This window comes from Rothia sp. HMSC069C01, from assembly GCF_001814655.1.
In the GTDB taxonomy this organism is placed as follows: Bacteria; Actinomycetota; Actinomycetes; order Actinomycetales; family Micrococcaceae; genus Rothia; species Rothia dentocariosa.
In genome coordinates, this window is record NZ_KV817379.1 from 276,569 (window position 1) to 292,534 (window position 15,966).

Here is a 15,966-nt window from a genome sequence, read left to right on the forward strand (position 1 = left end):
TTTGAAACACTATACATACTTATGTATGAAAAACCAAAATTACTTCGAGATTCTATTAAAATAAAGGTACGTTATGGCATCCCAATACCCAGGAAGGTACAGAGGTTAGACGATTGATCATCATGCCCACAATATACATTCCTCAGTAGATTTAGCAGCGAACCAAGCATAGTGGATTGGTTCAAATTTATTAGAATCAGCGTATGCTTACGGATAATTGAGTAGAGACGATAGACCGAGACGATACAAAGCGTGAATCCAAAGGCTACAGCTACCACCATGAGACACAACCTGGATAGACTCCCGGAGTGCGAGCAGAGCCTGGCCTCTACAGATCACTTGACGCACGTGTTGTTGGATGTACCTCTGTAATTGATATAACCAGATCTCAATTAAGCTGATTAACTCCATCAGATAGCAGCAAGGCATCTGCCAATATCTATGCCGTAGATTAAAGTCCGCATGCTAGTTTCCTCAGGACTTAGGTGAGATCGTTGAACTGAGAGCATTACTGTCTAGCCGCTGAGGGACACTACTCTGAGCATGCAAGGAAAGAAATAATTTTCCAAAGCTGGCGGGGGCAACGAGCCAGAGAGACGTATTCCCGCTTACAACATCTCGATATACAACGACGCACACCACATGCATCAGCACACATCGCAATGTTACGGTGAAAAATATGAGTGAGAAGTCTTTCGGCGATAATCCCACACACCAGAACTCGAGCTCGCAGATCTCGGCAGCGGGCACCGCACGCCCGGCTCTTCCTCTCCGAAAGCTCTACGGTATGCGTTTGGGATTGGCAGGTATAACGCTTGCGCTCATCGCTCAGACTTTTCTTGCTATCTTTTATCCGAGTTCTCTCAATTATTTCCCGGTGTATACATCCTCACCTATCCTCGTTACTGTGCTCTACTGGGCTCTGCAGATCACCGCGACAATATTTTATCTGCGGTCACGGCATTTAGGGTTTATCCTCGGAGCCAATATCGTGGGTGCGCTGCATCATGGGCTTGACCTCTTCATGCTTATCTTCTTGAGGCTTCTGTATCGGTCGGACGCTATCGGTCATTATCTCGAAGGGGCAAACGCTGTATATATAATTGCTTACTGGCTCGGACAGGCTGTTACCCTCATCGACTTTACGCTCTGCATTGTCTTTATCATCGTGCTCATGCGTGTGTTTTCTCGCCGTCGCCAGAGCACAGTTCAGCCCTAGCGCCTAGCCAGTTCCCTGCGGTAAAGCCGCTATTTAGGAGGTAACCCCCAAGGTTGCTTGAAAGTATCCAAAAAGTTCTTAAGGTATTTATTTACCTGAACGATAATCCCTGTTTTCAAGATATGCCCTCTTCGACTAACGTTCTGAATTCCACGCCACCTCTCACCCCAGTTACCTACACAATCCGGGAGCGTTTTCTTCAGTCGGGAGCATTTTAAATGCTCCCGACTGAAGAAAACGCTCCCGCTTGCGGCATCTCGCACACGACATAAGGACTTACTAGACAGCAAAAGGACTGGATGCACATCTGACAGTGTGCACCCAGCCCTTTTCGTTTTATGTGGCTATAGAATCCTCTGCGTATAAGGCACTCGGGACGTAATCACCTCGAAATACTCCGGCGGCACCTGTGAACTCTCGCGCAAAAGCTCAGGGATAATTCCGTTCTCAGTAACCATTTCAAGGGCCCGCGGAAAGAGTGAAGGCTGTTCCAGCGTTGAAATAGCACCAGGTTCTTTCACCCTCCACTTATTCTTAGATACCGTGATCATTGCGTTACGGTACGACGTATCAGACAGGCGCCCCAACGACTTGGCACGGTAGAGCAAGGCCTGCATGCTAACGCCCCAATATTCTTTCAGTTCCTTGAGCTTCATCCAACCGGCACCAGTCATCCGAGTAGGCAGCTCCTCCCGAATAGAATCAGCGGGCATCAGGAACTCAGCCGCAAACTCGTGCGCCTGCGCCTCAATAGTTTTATTGCCGGGCTCCGCATCTGCATGCATAATCAGATGGCCCAACTCGTGCGCGGCATCAAAGCGCTGACGGTAATAGTCGTTCTTCAAGGGATGAAGTACAACGATAGGCAGGAAGCCGGTATCCACAGAATAAGCATCAATGGCGTCGCTCTGCTGAGGGGCGAATACAACCGCCGCACCGTGTTTCTCAAGCTCACGGATAACATGGCGAATCGGACCGGTTCCAAGACCCCAATCGGCACGAACATGCTGCGCGGCAAGCTCAGGGATAGGGCTGTTCTTCACCTCAGGATCAGCAGGCAAATCCGGTATCTGTCGTTCGGGGAAATCTATATGCCATGAAAGCGCCCCTGCCACATCATGCACAAGGTGCGTATAGGCTTCTGCCTGGTCGCGCTGAAGCTGCGTAGTTGCCCGAAGCGACCGAAAATGCGGTGCGCTGCTGGCAACAAGACCATTGATAGTTTCAACGTCTTGAGATTTTGTGTGCTGATACTCTGCGTTCACCTCAAAAAAAGAAGGCGGAAGCGAAAAAGCATCTGCGAGCGCTTCAATATTCTCCGTCGTGGGTTTCCGAGCACCGGATTCCCAGGTGGTGATAGCAGAAGCGCTCACGCCCGCCTTTGCTGCGAGTTCGTTCTTCCGGATTCCTGCAAGCTGACGTGCTAGGACCAACCGGTTCTTGTCAAAGATGACGTTGAAGGAAGACATAGTTCTTTCTGCGTAGTTATTGTGTTACTCATGAGTAGCCTCGCGCTTGAGTTGAAGCTCGATATCTGGAATCTGCTCTTGAGGCACGGGGCTGGCTTGAGTAGCCGTAGGTGTAACCTGCACTTTGCGATCGGGGTGAGCCAGGATATTGTGTGTCCAAAGCCACGGAGTATCAGACGTGTTGTGAGCCGGAGTAGGTACCCCAATCACACCCTCTAGCAACTCTCCCTCTGGAGAGATATTATATGCGACCACGAGCGCTGGCAGGTGCATAGGTACAGAGGCTTCGAAACCATCCAGGTCAAAGTCTTCAGGGGAGAATAGGGCATCGTCCCCTACATAATGTTGCGTCTCTGCGACTATGGTCTGCTTGGTGCTTCGCTCCCAGCGGACACCTTGAACACCATCTTCAAATCGGTTCGCACTCTGAACGATGAGAGAGCAGAAATCGTCTACTTCCCAATATGGAACATTTTTAAACGTATTCCACGTGTAGATGCCGTGAGTCGGTTCAAGTGGGAGAAAATTACGAGCTTCAGGCGGAAGACCCTCCATGAGTGTATCTATCTCCGTATGAGGCTCTACACCGTCGTCAAGCTGGTATTCTCCGGTGAGCGTCACACGCGACATGACGGAACGAACAAGGTCATAGTGAAAAGAGCCTTTAGTCGTGTTCCTAGTGTAGGGGATGAACTCGTTACGATCGGCAGCTACCCTCAGGATACGAAACATAGCTTCAAGGCGACCTAGAACTCCAAGTTCTTGAAGCTTCTCAATAGTGGCACGTTGATTCGAAAAATCGAAGTCTTTCATAGATATGATTTACCCTTTCATTATTTTTATGCGCAAAAATTTACATAATACACAAATTGTAGCAAATAATTTACATACAGGTTTGTTCGTACTGAATCCTTATTGCAATTCCCATATCCTATAGATAGAAGTCCGGAAGTAGTATCTAACCCGGAATAACGCCCTTCTTGCGAGAACCATGAGTAAGCCTGCATCCGATGGGGCCTTTCTGAGATACTAGGTGTATGAGCAACAGGCATGACATTACCGATGAGCAGTTTAAAAAGCTGCTCCGAGAAATCTCGAAACGCTTCGCCATTCTGGGCGGCATCGTGATTCTCATCGGCTTAGCGATTATCCTCATCATGTACTTCTGGATGGGAGGGACTCACTCATGAGCAAGCCCAACCGCCAGAACCTCAGCGAGGCTTTTGAACGCATGACGGCGGGCAAAGCCTACCGCTCTACCGAGGAGAATAAGCAGGTCGGCGATTCCATCTACCAAGCGGTCAAGCTTTTCGAGCAGTACTACGCACGCGGCGAGCACGCCCACGGCATGCATGTGCTCCGCGACCACCTGGGCAGCCTGGGTGAGCATACCCAGATGCGCCCGCCGGTTGCCTTCGATTTTGGAGTCAATACCCATATTGGCAAGTATTGTTTCTTCAATTTCAACACCACGTTCCTAGACGTAGCCCCCATTACCATCGGCGACTATGTGTTCGTCGGCCCCGGCTGCCAGTTCCTCACTCCCACCCACCCGATTAATGTTCAGGATCGCATCAATTTTTGGGAGGGCGCCCTGCCGATCACGGTAGGCAATAACGTGTGGATAGGCGGCGGAGCCATTATTCTTGGAGGTATCACGATCGGCGAAAACGCGGTGATCGGGGCGGGGTCTGTGGTCACGAAAGACGTTCCTGCGAACACGATCGTCGCCGGTAATCCGGCGCGCACTATCCGCACGATTGACCCGCAGCAGCGACCGGCACATCCGCACCAATACAGTGAACAGGAAATGACGCAAGCGCAGGAATTTTATGCGCGCCTTGAAGCTGATAACTTTTAATATCGCTCAACTTCCGACCCTTAAACCGAGCGCCACAAGCGCCACGGTTTTTATGAGCATATATAGATAAAAATTCTCAGATGCCAACCACCGATATGGAGGAGACCATGACATCTACCCCAAAGAATACCTCAGGTCCCCATCGCAATACCCCTGCTGAAGAAAATACCGCTCACGCGAAGGATAAAACGAACCAGAGTGAGCTTCGGGAGAGCTCTCATGACGCATGGGACGCCGCTTTTGAGAGCGACGACCCGACCGTCGTGCTCTCCACCAAGGATGTACCGGTCGATGATATAGCCGAAGAGAAAACCCGTCCTCTCTCTGCCGCCGACCAGCAGAAATATCTTGAGGAAAGCTCTTCATCCGCCAATGCGCAGGTGAAGACTGATGCGGGTGCCGCCAAGGATCGTTCGCGCAATGGCGATTCTTCCTTCGGCTGGTTAGAAGATTCCGACGAGTCTGCCAGCAGTGACTCCGTGGATCAGTTGCGTCCCGCCGTGCCCAGCAGCATGGTTACCTACAGTACGGAGGCGCTTCCCCCGCTCCCCGAGCATCCCACGACGCCCAGAGAAGGCGGCGACAGTAATACCATTGTGGCTGTGTCTGCGCCTTCCCCCACGCAGGGTTACCTCATAGAAGACGGTGAAGATACCGACGAGCACGCCCCCATTCTCACGGCGGCAACTGCGTTCGAGCTTCAGAAAGCACGCTACGGGCGACTTCAGGTTATTCCCGGGTTAATGGGTTGGTTCGCCGCAATGGGCGTCTTGCAGTTTTTGCTCTGGGTTACGGCAATCGTAGTCGAGGCCAATCACGGAGCCCCCTACGATTCCATGGCTCCTATTGTGCGCGGGTTATTCTCGGGGAACGATGCACTCGCTCTCTGGCAGGGTATCGGAACCGGTGCCGCATACCTGGTGGCGTACTGCATCGGCGGTTATGTGGCTGGCCGCATGGCGCGGTTCTCCAGCACAAAGCAGGGCATCTCGGTGTGGCTGTGGCAGATCATGATCATATTTGCAGCAAGCCTGCTCACCTATTTCACACCCCAGGTTTTTCAGGGAGGCTCCGCAAACCTTTCCGTGCAGTGGTATACGCAGCACGGTACGGCAAGCGCTATTCTTTCGGTTGCGTTGGTTCTCTGCATCACCTTCATCGCTGCGGTTCTGGGCGGCCTGATGGGCGGCATCTATCACCATCGTGTGGAACGCTACGCACAAAACTATGTGGGCCAAGAGTTATAGCGTTTCAGGCATATAACCCACAGGGAATATAGTGATTGGGGCAGGGTTTCGTGACAACATGAGAACCCTGCCCCTGTTTTTGTGTGCACGATATGGCTATATGCCAACTCGGGAATATTCCAGAAACAGAATATAGTGGCGGGTCAGAGACCCCCGAATACTCAAGGGCACCGAAGGAAGAGAGTCCTTCGGCGCCCTTGAGCGTTACTGTACTTGTAAGCGCTACATATCCAGAAGCATGGCAGGTTCTTCGAGAATCGCGGCAACATCGGCCATGAAACGTGCCGAGAGGTCGCCGTCTACCACGCGGTGATCGAAAGAACCGCCCAGCGTGGTTACCCAGCGCGGAATAACCTCACCATCAACCACCCAGGGCTTCTGCTTAATCGTGCCGAAGGCGACGATCGCCACCTCGCCGGGGTTGATAATCGGGGTGCCTGTATCGATACCAAGCGAACCGATATTCGTAATCGTCAAGGTTCCGTTCGCCATCTCGGCGGGCTGGGTCTTTCCCTCACGGGCGCGAGTCGTCAGGTTATTCAAGGCAACCGCAAGCTCACGCAGGGAGAGCTCCTGCGCATCCTTGATATTCGGCACCATCAGCCCGCGCGGGGTCGCCGCCGCAATGCCCAAGTTCATAAAGCGCTTGATCTGAATCTCGCTGTCCGTCCACGTAGCGTTCACCTGGGGGTTCCGTTCGGCCGCCCAAATCACGGCGGCGGCAAGCACCAGCAGCGGAGTTACCTTCACGCCCTCGAAGTGGCGCGACTTCTTCAAGCGCTTGATAAATTCCATGGTGCGCGAAGCATCGACATCTACGAAAATCGATACATGCGGGGCGCTAAATGCCGAAGAAACCATAGCCTTCGCGGTTGCCTTGCGCACCCCGCGCACCGGAATATGCTGCATGCGATCGCCCTGTACGGACGGGGACTGCCAGAAACGCTGGCTCGTGGATTCCTGCACATCGTTAAGATGCGCCACATAGTTCAACAGGTCTTGTTTCGTCACCTGCCCGCGCGAGCCGGTCGCGGTCACATTCGCCAGATCGACGCCCAGCTCTTTTGCCGCCAAGCGTACGGGTGGCGCCGCCAGCGATGGGCGATGCGGCACCGGCTCCTGCGTCGGCTGTGCGGTTACGACGGATCCCTCAGCCCCGCCCTGGAAACGCTGCACCACCGTATTGAACGGGCTGTTTTCTACGAATTTGGAGGCGCGTTCGGCAAGCTCGCTGAAAAGCCCCTGATTGCGCGGCTCGGGTGACGAGGGGGTATGCGCCACCGGCATCTCCTGAGCGGGCGATGCCGGGGTCTGCGGCGCGGTGTTCTGAGCCCTTGCGGATGCGGGGCGCTTGCGGGGGCGGCGCTTCACCGAATCGGCCTTGGGCCCCGAACCTACGAGTGCCTGGTTACCGCTCTCATCCTCATCGGCGGATGCGGCGGGCGCATCCTGCGGTTCTTCTGCGGTGGATGCGGCGCTGCCGGAGATCGCGATAATAGGCGTCCCGACTTCGACCGTCTCGCCCTCGTTCGCCAGAATCTTCTCCACGGTGCCGGTGTAGGGCGAAGACAGTTCCACAACGGATTTGGCGGTCTCGATTTCAACGAGAACATCGTTGATACTGACCTCGCTGCCAACGCTGACTTTCCAGGTGAGGATCTCAGCCTCGGTAAGACCCTCACCCACATCGGGGAGATTAAAAATCTGGGACATTTTATGCCTTTCGCTAGGGAATATAGCCTGTCGGGAATATTCTTCGCGGGTTATATAAGGAATATGGAATATACGGATTTAGTATTCAAATGAGCGATCAACGGCTTCGAGAATACGGTCAATATCGGGCACGTATTCGTCCTCCGTGCGCGGTACCGGGTACGGAATATAGTAACCGCCCACGCGCAGCACTGGAGCCTGAAGGCTGTAGAAGCAGCGCTCGGTGATTGCGGCGGCAAGTTCGCCGCCCATGCCCCCGAAGGTCGGCGCTTCATGGGCAACAATCAGGCGCCCGGTCTTCACCACGGATGCGGCGACGGTGGGTACATCCATCGGGGAGATCGACCGCAGGTCAATGACTTCGATCGAGCGTCCATCTTCGACGGCGGCCTCCGCGGCGGCGAGCGCTACCGGCACCAGCGGACCGTATGCCACGACGGTCGCGTCTGTGCCTTCGCGCACCACCTGCGCTTGGAACGGGTCAAAGTCGGTGTCCGCAAAGTTCACCTCGCCCTTGAGCCAGTAGCGGCGTTTGGGCTCGAAAATAATCACCGGGTCGTCGCATTCAATGGATTTGCGGGTCATCCAGTAGGCATCATGCGGTGAGGACGGTGTTACGATGCGCAGCCCGGCGGTGTGCGCGAACAGCGCCTCGGGTGACTCCGAGTGATGCTCGACCGCCCCGATCACGCCGCCGTAGGGAATACGGATCGTAACCGGAACAACGTATTTTTTGTCGCTGCGGTTGTGGATTTTGGCGAGCTGGGTGGTGATTTGGTTGTAGGCGGGGAAGACGAACCCGTCGAACTGAATCTCGGCTACGGGCCGATAGCCGCGCATCGCCATGCCGATGGAGGTGCCCACAATACCGGCCTCTCCGAGGGGAGAATCCATCACGCGCTTCTGCCCGTGCTTCGCCAGAAGCCCTTCGGTTACGCGATATACCCCGCCGAGTTTGCCGATATCTTCACCGATCAGCACGACTTTACGGTTATCTGCCATCGCATCGTCGAGGCCGCGAGTGATCGCTTTCGCCAGGGTTAGGCGCTCGACCTGTGTATTCTGCTCGCTCATTCTTAGTCCTCCTCGAAACCTGCGACGTAGTTGCGGTAGAACTCGCGTTCTTCTTCTACCTGAAGGTGTTCTTCGGCGTAGGCGCGGTCGAAGAATCGGTCGAATTCATAGGGTTCGGAGGCAATCGCCGCCTCGCGTACTCCGGTGGCAAGCTCTTGTGCTTCTTCGGCGAGTTTTTCGAAGAAGGCATCGTCTGCGTGCCCGTTCTCGCGCAGATGTTTTTCCAGACGAATCAGCGGGTCTGCGTTCAGATACTGCTGGAGTTCTTCGTCGTCACGGTATTTGGTGGGGTCGTCGGCGGTGGTATGCGGGCCCAGGCGGTATGTTTCCGCTTCGATCAGTACGGGGCCTTCGCCGCGGCGGATTTTATCAAGCGCGTAGCGGGTGACGGCGAGGGTGCCGAGCGCATCGTTGCCGTCAACGCGCAGTCCTTCAAAGCCGTAGCCTTGGGCGCGGGTTGAGATGGGCACGCGCGACTGCACGTCGAAGGGTACCGAAATAGCCCAGCGGTTGTTTTGTACGAAGAAGAGTACGGGGGCATCGTAGGATGCGGCAAAGACCATGGCCTCGTGGACTTCGCCTTCGGTGGAGGAACCGTCGCCGAAGTAGACGCCGACGGCGGGTTTCACGGTGTCATTCTCGGGGTTGGTGGCCTGCCCTTGGCCTGTCTGCAGCTGCCCGGTTTCCGCCGCAATATCGGCATCAAAGTTCAGGCCCATAGCGTAACCGACCGCATGCGTAACTTGTGCGGCAAGCACTTTGGTGTAGACGTGGAAGTTATGTTTTTTAGGGTCCCACCCGTGGGTTTGTGAACCGCGGAAAATCGTGATGAGTTCGCGAAAATCTACGCCGCGGGCGAAGGCGACCGCGTGTTCACGGTAGGAGGGAAAAATATAGTCGTTGGGGGCGAATGCCAGTGCGGAGCCGATCTGCGCCGCTTCCTGCCCGCGACTGGGCGCCCATAGAGCCATTTGCCCTTGCCTCTGAAGTGCCGTTCCTTCGTCGTCGATACGGCGGGTGATGTACATCAGGCGGTAGGCTTCGCGAAGCTGTTCTGCGTCTACGTCCTGCACATAAGAGCTGAAGGTGGGGTTCTCGTGCACCTTGCCGTTCTCATCCATCAGCTGGATGCGTTCGGGTACTCCCGGATATTTTTCGTTCTCGTGCATCAATCCTCCACGCAGATACGAGCTGTCCTTCACGCCGGGCGTGCTCAGAGAGTTTCTGCGCGTGGGGCGGAAGGCTTGGGCATATTTCCTCTTATTTTACTCGCTTAAGAACGAAGTGAAGGTTTACTGTGCGGTTTTCTATGCTTTCCTTCTGGCGTAATGCACCGTTTCTGTGTGCATGTTGATTCACGGAATACTTACGTGAGCGAGGAGCATTCTAAGTGTTGTCGCCGAGAACCCACACGGTCTCTTCCCGAGCCCTCGGCGACATAGCTCAACCCCGCGAGTTGAGGGAGTTTAGACTCTTCTCTGCGGGAACTGCTCGCAGATGCTGATGAAGCGGTCATTTGCCTCGTCTTCGCCGATGCTCACCCGCACGCCCTCGGAGTCGAAAGCACGCACCGCTAGGGCGTTAGCGCGCGCCAGTTCGGTAAATTCTGCGGTGTGTTCTCCCAGGGGGAGCCACACGAAGTTGGCGTAGGTTTGCGGTATGTTGTACCCCAGCTCGTGCAGCCCGGCGACCACGCGCTCACGCTCATCCACCAGGTGTTGCACACGTTCCATCACCTGATCTTCATGTTCTATGGAGGCGACTGCGGCGGCCTCTGCCACGGCGGTAACGGCGAAGGTTGTGGCACTCACCCGCAAATACTGGGTCAGCTGCGGATGCGATACTGAGTACCCCACGCGAAGCCCTGCAAGTCCCTGTGCTTTCGAGAAGGTTCTGAGCACGATCACGTTCGAGTATTCACGGTACAGGCGCAAACCGTCCAGCGGCGCATCTTCCCCGTCGGGCACGGGTGATACCGTGCAGAACTCGAAATATGCTTCGTCGAGCACCACCACAATATGAGGCGGCACCTGCGTTAGGAACTCGCGGATTTGTTTTTCGGTGACGGCGGGCCCGGTGGGGTTATTAGGGGTGCACACCAGGATCACGCGGGTGCGGTCGGTGACCGCATCGAGCATTCCCCGCAGGTCGTGGGCGCCGTTGGGCAGGTTCGGAATCTGCACGCTTTTTGCGCCCAGCAGCCCCACCAGAATGGGGTATGCCTCAAAGGAACGCCAAGCGTATATGACTTCGTCCTGCACACCGTCCGCATCGACTCCGGCAAACGCTTTGAGAATCTGGTTGAGTGCACCCAGGCTTCCAGCGCCTGTCACGATATTCTCGGCATCCAGATTGAACCGCTTGGCGAGCGCTTCACGCAGCTTCGTTGAAAGCGGGTCTGGGTAGCGGTGTACCGCATCGAAGGTGCTGAGGATTTCGGCGACCTTGGGTACGGGTCCGAGAGGGTTCTCGTTGGAAGATAGTTTGTACTGGGTTAGCCCGGCAACCTGCGACGCGGGTTTTCCTGCTACATAGGCCGGAAGGTTCGCAAAAATATGGCGCGGGGGAATCGGTGATGTCTGCGGTTGGTGTGATTCACTCATATCCACAGTATAGTGCTCGCCAACCTCCCCGCCCCGGATTTTCGCGCTAGGTCACGCGAGTTTCTGCCGATCGGGCGCGGTTGCGTTTACGCCGGTGCACCCAGGAGTCTGGGGTCGTGTGAGGTGCGCATCTCAGGATCTGGGGTGTTGGTGGGCATACGGCTGCCGGTATCGGCGGGGGTTACGGTCTCACCATCGGACTGCAGCTGATTCTGTGGTATGTGCAGGCGCGGTGTCTCGGCGGGGTTGCTCATCAGGTGCTCTCCCAGCGGCGGCAAGTATCCTTCCTGTGTTTTCAGGTCAAGGTTCGGCAGCAGGTTTTCGCCTCCGCCCGTGCCGTGGGGCATATCGAGCTTGGGCAGGTGCAGGTCATCCAGCAGGCGCGGCGCATAATACGGTTCGGCGTGGGAGCCTGCCCCGGAAGGTATGATCCCTTCCCCGTGATGGCTGTACGGCATGGGTTTCGGCCCCGATATGTTCTCCAGCGACTCGGGCGCATGCCATGCTGCGGGTGAGTGTTGGGTATCTGTGGTGCCGGGGTTCTGCACCGGTGCGGGCAGTCCCGAAATCTTCGGGTCTGTGTAATCGACAGGCTTTCGTGGATCAAGCGCATCCATACTGGGTTTCAAAAAATCGGGTGTCCATGACCGTGCCTTATTCTGGGCCCAGTCAGCCCCCATATTTCCAGCTACTTGAGGATTTACACCACGCTCATTTGATAATGTTGCAGCTCCGCTCTCCCATAACGAAGGCCCTCCCTCAGAGGTAGCGTTATAGACATTTCCGCCTTCGTAGGTGTAGTTACCTTGAGGGACAGCCGCCATAGGTTTCTGCGCGTTAGCATTCCGTTCTAATGATTCACGATAAAACCTCATATCGTGAGTCATTTCATGTGGTTTAGGATCTCCGCCCTGGCGAAAACTTCTGCGGTCAGTAATCACGGTCGAGTCACCTGGGCGTTCCTTCCACGTCTGGCCGCTAATGATTGCGGGGATAGGATCGCCCTTGTCTTTGGTTTGATGCACGCGGAAGGTCTTATTTCCTCGGTCTGGTAATGCTTGTACGGGGCCGCCGAAAGTGTACACATCGCTCACGTGGTAGCGTGAGGCAAATTCGTTGTTGTTGGCGGCGTTATAGGCGATAGCCGCACCTTGGGAATGTCCTACGAGAATCACATCATCGGCTGAGGTTACGCCTTGATCTCTTAGCGCACGGTCTAGGGCGCGCATCATGATATGGCTGTTTTGGATAGAGGCATTCGGGGTATCGGCGCCTATTTGCAGGGTGCCTTGGATACCGTCGGGTTCGCCAGGTTTATTGGAAAAGTCCGTCCCTGGAATATAGGCATATACGATTTTGCGCCCGGTTTGGGGGTCTCGGTATACCTGTACCTCAATCCCCGAGTAACCCTTCCCGTCTTTATCTTCGCCTTCGTATTTTTTCGAGAGGTCTCCCTTGCTCACGCGCTCCATATTCTGGGCGATCTCGGCGCGGGTGCGGGGCATTTTATCCGTCGGTTCTGCCTTATCACGATGCCAGTTCTTGAGTTCACCGCGGTTCTTGTTGTCCTGTTCTTTCTTTCCGAGCCACGGCATTTTCCCGTTCACAATTCGTTCGGCTATCTCACGGGGAATACCCATTTTTTCGAGTCTTCGCGCTATACGCCTGCGCGCCATCTCTGGGTTGGCACGCATATCCTGGTAGGCGGTCGCCCCGAAGAGGGTAATCGCCGTCAGTGCGGAAAAGCCCATAATATAGGGGTTTCCGCTGCGCATACCCCACCCGAAAATACTCTCTGCGGCACTATATCCAAGCTCGTACTTTTCCCAGGACCACATGTCGTTGAAGGCGCCTTGCGGGTTCATGAGCGCGTTGCGTATCCACTCTTCCTGCGACATGCCGTTAGGCATCTTCCCGTCCTGAGTGAGCCCGATGCGGTTGAACAGTCCCTTCGCGGCTTCTTCTGCCTGATGGTAGCCTTTCGAGCAGGCATCTATTGCACTGGCGGTTGCCTCCAGCTTAACGGCCCGCTCCCCCAACGTCGCTGCGGCAGAAGTGGTTATGACCGAGGCTTGCCGCCCGTGCTCGTTGGTGCCGAGAAAAAGCATGAGCTGCGCCGCGATACCGCCCATCGGCAGGGGTAATGACCCGCAATCGCCGCCTAGCTGGTGTACATTCTGTGCGAGCTGCGGCAACTCTTCCAGCAGAACGCTAATGGTTTTATCGTCCCCACCGGCTGCTATCTGTTGTCCCGGAGTGTTCATCGTGAGTCCTTCCCTGTTGTCTAGCGATTAGTGAATGCCCGAGCTCTGTAAGAGCCCGGTGGGAACCTGCGAATAATTGAGTAACTGATTTAAGGCATGCTGAGCGTTCAGCGCGCCGGAGGATTTGATGATGTCTGCGGGGTTCAGGTTTTCGAGGGTATCGGCGGTGGTGTTCAGCAGGTCTTTGAGCATTCCGTCTAATCCGGCGGCGGCACCCAAAATAGTGTTTGCTTGGGATTCCAAGGCCGCAGCAACTTCTTCGCCAGCGCGGCGGGCATCCTCGGCTGCGTGCTGTACCTGCTGGTGAGTTTCGGTCAGGCTTTTTTCGTGCTGGTCTAATGCGTTTCGATAGGCTCTCCCGGCCGAGGATTTCCAGTGTTCGGCACGCATACCGTGAGCTTTGTGAAGCATCGTCTGAATGCTCGCGGCATGCTGTTCTAAGTTGGCGGCGAGTTCCTGGCCCTTACTGCGCGCCTGCCCCGCTAACCCTTGCAAAGACGCCGCAAAACTGGTTGCGGCGCTGGTACCGATCCCCATGTCACCGGCGGCACGCAGAATATCTGCGGACGTAGGCGGATGCGCGCCCGGGGGAATATCGCCGGTATGCGGCTGGGGCGTTGGTGCGGGTGCGATGGCTGTCATGTCTTCCTCGTTAGCTCTTTGTGTACGGCGGGCGGCTCCCGGTGTGCGGCCGCACGGGTACGCCCGAGTACCCGTGCGCGTGACCGATGCTGTACCTGTTTACCTTCACCCTAGAAGGCTCGACTCCGGTTAATACCCGCTCTCTCGTTGCCCTGTGGATAACCTGCCGTAGCGGGACACTTTTCCTCGTTATCCACAGGCGGTTTCTCCCGATTTCGTTGGGTTCGCGCACTCGCATAACCGAATATGACGCAGACCCGCACAGGTGTGGCAGACCGCGCATCCCATAAATAACGCCTTAGTCGAATCACAGGAAGACGTCCAGAATCCGCGATACGCCGCGCTCAAGACAGACACGGCACGTCATCCGCCGCAGAAGACACCCAATCTGACCTTTTACGCCAAAACATGCGAAGATAGAGGTATGTCTCACCCTGAAAACACGCTCCTGCCCTCGGGAAGAATCGACCTGGGCACCAGTAATCTCGCGCTCGGTCCTCTCGATGGGCGTTACGCCCCTGTGACCGCGCCTTTAACAAACTATCTCTCCGAAGCCGCGCTGAACCGCGACCGCATCCACGTGGAAGTCGAATGGTTCATATACCTGTGCGAGCATGCCGTTCTTCCCGGGCTCACGCCGCTCACCGATGAGCAGAAGTCCGGTTTGCGTGCTATCGTGACCGAGTTCAACGCCGATTCCGTCACCGAACTCGCCGAGATTGAGGCGGTCACTGTTCACGATGTGAAGGCCGTCGAGTACTATATCGGTCGCCGCCTTGAAGCGCTGGGGCTGGGGCATTTGGTTCCGCTCGTGCATTTTGGGTGCACCTCCGAAGACATTAATAACCTCTCCTACGCCCTGGGTATTAAGGACGCGGTCGAGAATGTGTGGCTTCCTGCCGCCCGCGATCTGGTGCAGGTTTTGCTCGATCTCGCCGAGACCGGCAGAGATGTTCCGATGCTCTCGCGCACGCACGGCCAGCCCGCGACCCCCACCACGCTGGGCAAGGAAATGGCTGTGCTGGCATACCGTTTGAAACGCCAGATTTCCCATGTTGCCGCTACCGAATTTTTGGGCAAGATTAACGGCGCGACGGGCACCTATGCGGCGCATTACGCCTCGGTTCCGGGGGCTGACTGGCAGGCTATTTCGCGGGGTTTCGTGGAGCATCTGGGGCTTAGCTGGAACCCGCTGACCACGCAGATCGAATCGCATGACTGGCAGGCGGAGCTGTACTCTGATGTGGCGCATTTCAACCGTGTGCTGCATAATCTGTGCACCGATGTGTGGAGCTATATTTCGATTGGCTTCTTCCGCCAGATTCCGGTGGCTGGTGCAACGGGTTCTTCGACGATGCCGCATAAGGTGAACCCGATCCGCTTCGAGAATGCGGAGGCTAATCTTGAGCTCTCAAACGCGGTCTTCGATTCGCTGGCATCCACGCTGGTGACTTCGCGTTGGCAGCGTGATTTGACCGATTCTTCGGCGCAGCGCAATATTGGCGTGGCGTTTGGGCATTCGGTGCTGGCGATTTCCAATGTGATTAAGGGTCTGCAGCGCCTCGATATTGCCGCCGACGTTATTGCCGCCGACCTGGAGTCCAACTGGGAGGTTCTGGCGGAAGCCATTCAGATGGTTATGCGCGCGGAGGCAATCGCGGGCACCCCCGGTATGGAGAACCCCTATGAGCGTCTGAAGGAGTTGACGCGCGGTCATCGGGTGGATGCGGTGCGCCTCAAAGAATTTGTGGGTACCCTGGGTCTGACTGCCGAGGCGCAGGAGAGGCTGTCGAACTTGACCCCGCATACGTACAACGGCATCGCCGCGCAGCTGGTGGATCACGCGAAGGATGCGCAAGGCTAAACTCCTTCGG

At 55.8% G+C, this 15,966-nt stretch carries 13 protein-coding genes; 4 read left to right on the forward strand and 9 right to left on the reverse strand.

Annotated elements, in window-relative coordinates; genetic code table 11:
- Window positions 1–679 precede the first annotated feature (679 nt).
- A complete protein-coding gene (locus tag HMPREF2981_RS01810; protein WP_070660291.1) occupies window positions 680–1,219 on the forward strand; it encodes a potassium channel protein in 540 nt (179 codons plus the stop codon).
- A 344-nt stretch (window positions 1,220–1,563) separates the two neighbouring features.
- On the opposite strand, the gene HMPREF2981_RS01815 is transcribed toward HMPREF2981_RS01810, so the two are convergent.
- Complete coding sequence (locus HMPREF2981_RS01815; protein ID WP_070660294.1) at window positions 1,564–2,688, reverse strand: helix-turn-helix domain-containing protein; 1,125 nt, start codon at window positions 2,686–2,688, stop codon at window positions 1,564–1,566.
- Between the two features lie 24 nt (window positions 2,689–2,712).
- Complete coding sequence (locus HMPREF2981_RS01820; RefSeq protein WP_070660298.1) at window positions 2,713–3,501, reverse strand: hypothetical protein; 789 nt, start codon at window positions 3,499–3,501, stop codon at window positions 2,713–2,715.
- 224 nt (window positions 3,502–3,725) lie between these two features.
- Here HMPREF2981_RS01820 and HMPREF2981_RS10845 point away from each other — a divergent pair, with 224 nt between their 5' ends.
- The gene (locus HMPREF2981_RS10845; protein ID WP_004005629.1) at window positions 3,726–3,878 is read left to right on the forward strand and encodes a hypothetical protein; all 153 of its coding nucleotides are present in this window, start codon (window positions 3,726–3,728) and stop codon (window positions 3,876–3,878) included.
- Window positions 3,875–4,549 carry a DapH/DapD/GlmU-related protein gene (locus tag HMPREF2981_RS01825; RefSeq protein ID WP_070660301.1) on the forward strand — a complete coding sequence of 225 codons (675 nt, stop codon included), beginning with the start codon at window positions 3,875–3,877 and terminating at the stop codon, window positions 4,547–4,549. Before HMPREF2981_RS10845 ends, HMPREF2981_RS01825 begins: the two co-directional genes overlap by 4 nt.
- 1,060 nt (window positions 4,550–5,609) lie before the next feature.
- On the opposite strand, the gene HMPREF2981_RS11230 is transcribed toward HMPREF2981_RS01825, so the two are convergent.
- The 7 genes from HMPREF2981_RS11230 to HMPREF2981_RS01860 all read right to left on the reverse strand — a co-directional run bounded on the left by HMPREF2981_RS11230 (window position 5,610) and on the right by HMPREF2981_RS01860 (window position 14,092).
- Window positions 5,610–5,741: a histone-like protein gene (locus HMPREF2981_RS11230; RefSeq protein ID WP_141747803.1), complete on the reverse strand. Its 132-nt coding sequence runs from the start codon at window positions 5,739–5,741 to the stop codon at window positions 5,610–5,612.
- A gap of 277 nt (window positions 5,742–6,018) precedes the next feature.
- Window positions 6,019–7,509 carry a dihydrolipoamide acetyltransferase family protein gene (locus tag HMPREF2981_RS01835; RefSeq protein ID WP_070660306.1) on the reverse strand — a complete coding sequence of 497 codons (1,491 nt, stop codon included), beginning with the start codon at window positions 7,507–7,509 and terminating at the stop codon, window positions 6,019–6,021.
- Window positions 7,510–7,587: 78 nt separating this feature from the next.
- Window positions 7,588–8,583 (reverse strand): alpha-ketoacid dehydrogenase subunit beta, encoded by a 996-nt coding sequence (locus HMPREF2981_RS01840; protein WP_004005633.1) that lies wholly within the window; start codon window positions 8,581–8,583, stop codon window positions 7,588–7,590.
- Between the two features lie 2 nt (window positions 8,584–8,585).
- Window positions 8,586–9,752, reverse strand: coding sequence for a thiamine pyrophosphate-dependent enzyme (locus HMPREF2981_RS01845; protein ID WP_070660309.1), 1,167 nt, complete (start codon window positions 9,750–9,752; stop codon window positions 8,586–8,588).
- 297 nt (window positions 9,753–10,049) lie between these two features.
- Window positions 10,050–11,186, reverse strand: coding sequence for a histidinol-phosphate transaminase (locus tag HMPREF2981_RS01850; protein WP_210398810.1), 1,137 nt, complete (start codon window positions 11,184–11,186; stop codon window positions 10,050–10,052).
- An 86-nt stretch (window positions 11,187–11,272) separates the two neighbouring features.
- Complete coding sequence (locus HMPREF2981_RS01855) at window positions 11,273–13,450, reverse strand: hypothetical protein (RefSeq protein ID WP_070660315.1); 2,178 nt, start codon at window positions 13,448–13,450, stop codon at window positions 11,273–11,275.
- Window positions 13,451–13,477: 27 nt separating this feature from the next.
- Complete coding sequence (locus HMPREF2981_RS01860; protein ID WP_070660318.1) at window positions 13,478–14,092, reverse strand: hypothetical protein; 615 nt, start codon at window positions 14,090–14,092, stop codon at window positions 13,478–13,480.
- A 424-nt stretch (window positions 14,093–14,516) separates the two neighbouring features.
- Here HMPREF2981_RS01860 and purB point away from each other — a divergent pair, with 424 nt between their 5' ends.
- Window positions 14,517–15,956: an adenylosuccinate lyase gene (purB, locus tag HMPREF2981_RS01865; protein WP_070660321.1), complete on the forward strand. Its 1,440-nt coding sequence runs from the start codon at window positions 14,517–14,519 to the stop codon at window positions 15,954–15,956.
- Window positions 15,957–15,966: the final 10 nt, after the last annotated feature.

Excerpts from the sequence above, each read along its gene's own strand:
- HMPREF2981_RS11230 (WP_141747803.1), bottom strand. The coding sequence starts at position 5,741 with ATGCCGCCCATCAGGCCGCCCAGAACCGCAGCGATGAAGGTGATGCAG.
- purB (WP_070660321.1), top strand. The coding sequence starts at position 14,517 with ATGTCTCACCCTGAAAACACGCTCCTGCCCTCGGGAAGAATCGACCTG.
- HMPREF2981_RS01860 (WP_070660318.1), bottom strand. The coding sequence starts at position 14,092 with ATGACAGCCATCGCACCCGCACCAACGCCCCAGCCGCATACCGGCGAT.
- HMPREF2981_RS10845 (WP_004005629.1), top strand. The coding sequence starts at position 3,726 with ATGAGCAACAGGCATGACATTACCGATGAGCAGTTTAAAAAGCTGCTC.
- HMPREF2981_RS01820 (WP_070660298.1), bottom strand. The coding sequence starts at position 3,501 with ATGAAAGACTTCGATTTTTCGAATCAACGTGCCACTATTGAGAAGCTT.
- HMPREF2981_RS01845 (WP_070660309.1), bottom strand. The coding sequence starts at position 9,752 with ATGCACGAGAACGAAAAATATCCGGGAGTACCCGAACGCATCCAGCTG.
- HMPREF2981_RS01850 (WP_210398810.1), bottom strand. The coding sequence starts at position 11,186 with ATGAGTGAATCACACCAACCGCAGACATCACCGATTCCCCCGCGCCAT.
- HMPREF2981_RS01840 (WP_004005633.1), bottom strand. The coding sequence starts at position 8,583 with ATGAGCGAGCAGAATACACAGGTCGAGCGCCTAACCCTGGCGAAAGCG.
- HMPREF2981_RS01855 (WP_070660315.1), bottom strand. The coding sequence starts at position 13,450 with ATGAACACTCCGGGACAACAGATAGCAGCCGGTGGGGACGATAAAACC.
- HMPREF2981_RS01825 (WP_070660301.1), top strand. The coding sequence starts at position 3,875 with ATGAGCAAGCCCAACCGCCAGAACCTCAGCGAGGCTTTTGAACGCATG.
- HMPREF2981_RS01810 (WP_070660291.1), top strand. The coding sequence starts at position 680 with ATGAGTGAGAAGTCTTTCGGCGATAATCCCACACACCAGAACTCGAGC.
- HMPREF2981_RS01815 (WP_070660294.1), bottom strand. The coding sequence starts at position 2,688 with ATGTCTTCCTTCAACGTCATCTTTGACAAGAACCGGTTGGTCCTAGCA.
- HMPREF2981_RS01835 (WP_070660306.1), bottom strand. The coding sequence starts at position 7,509 with ATGTCCCAGATTTTTAATCTCCCCGATGTGGGTGAGGGTCTTACCGAG.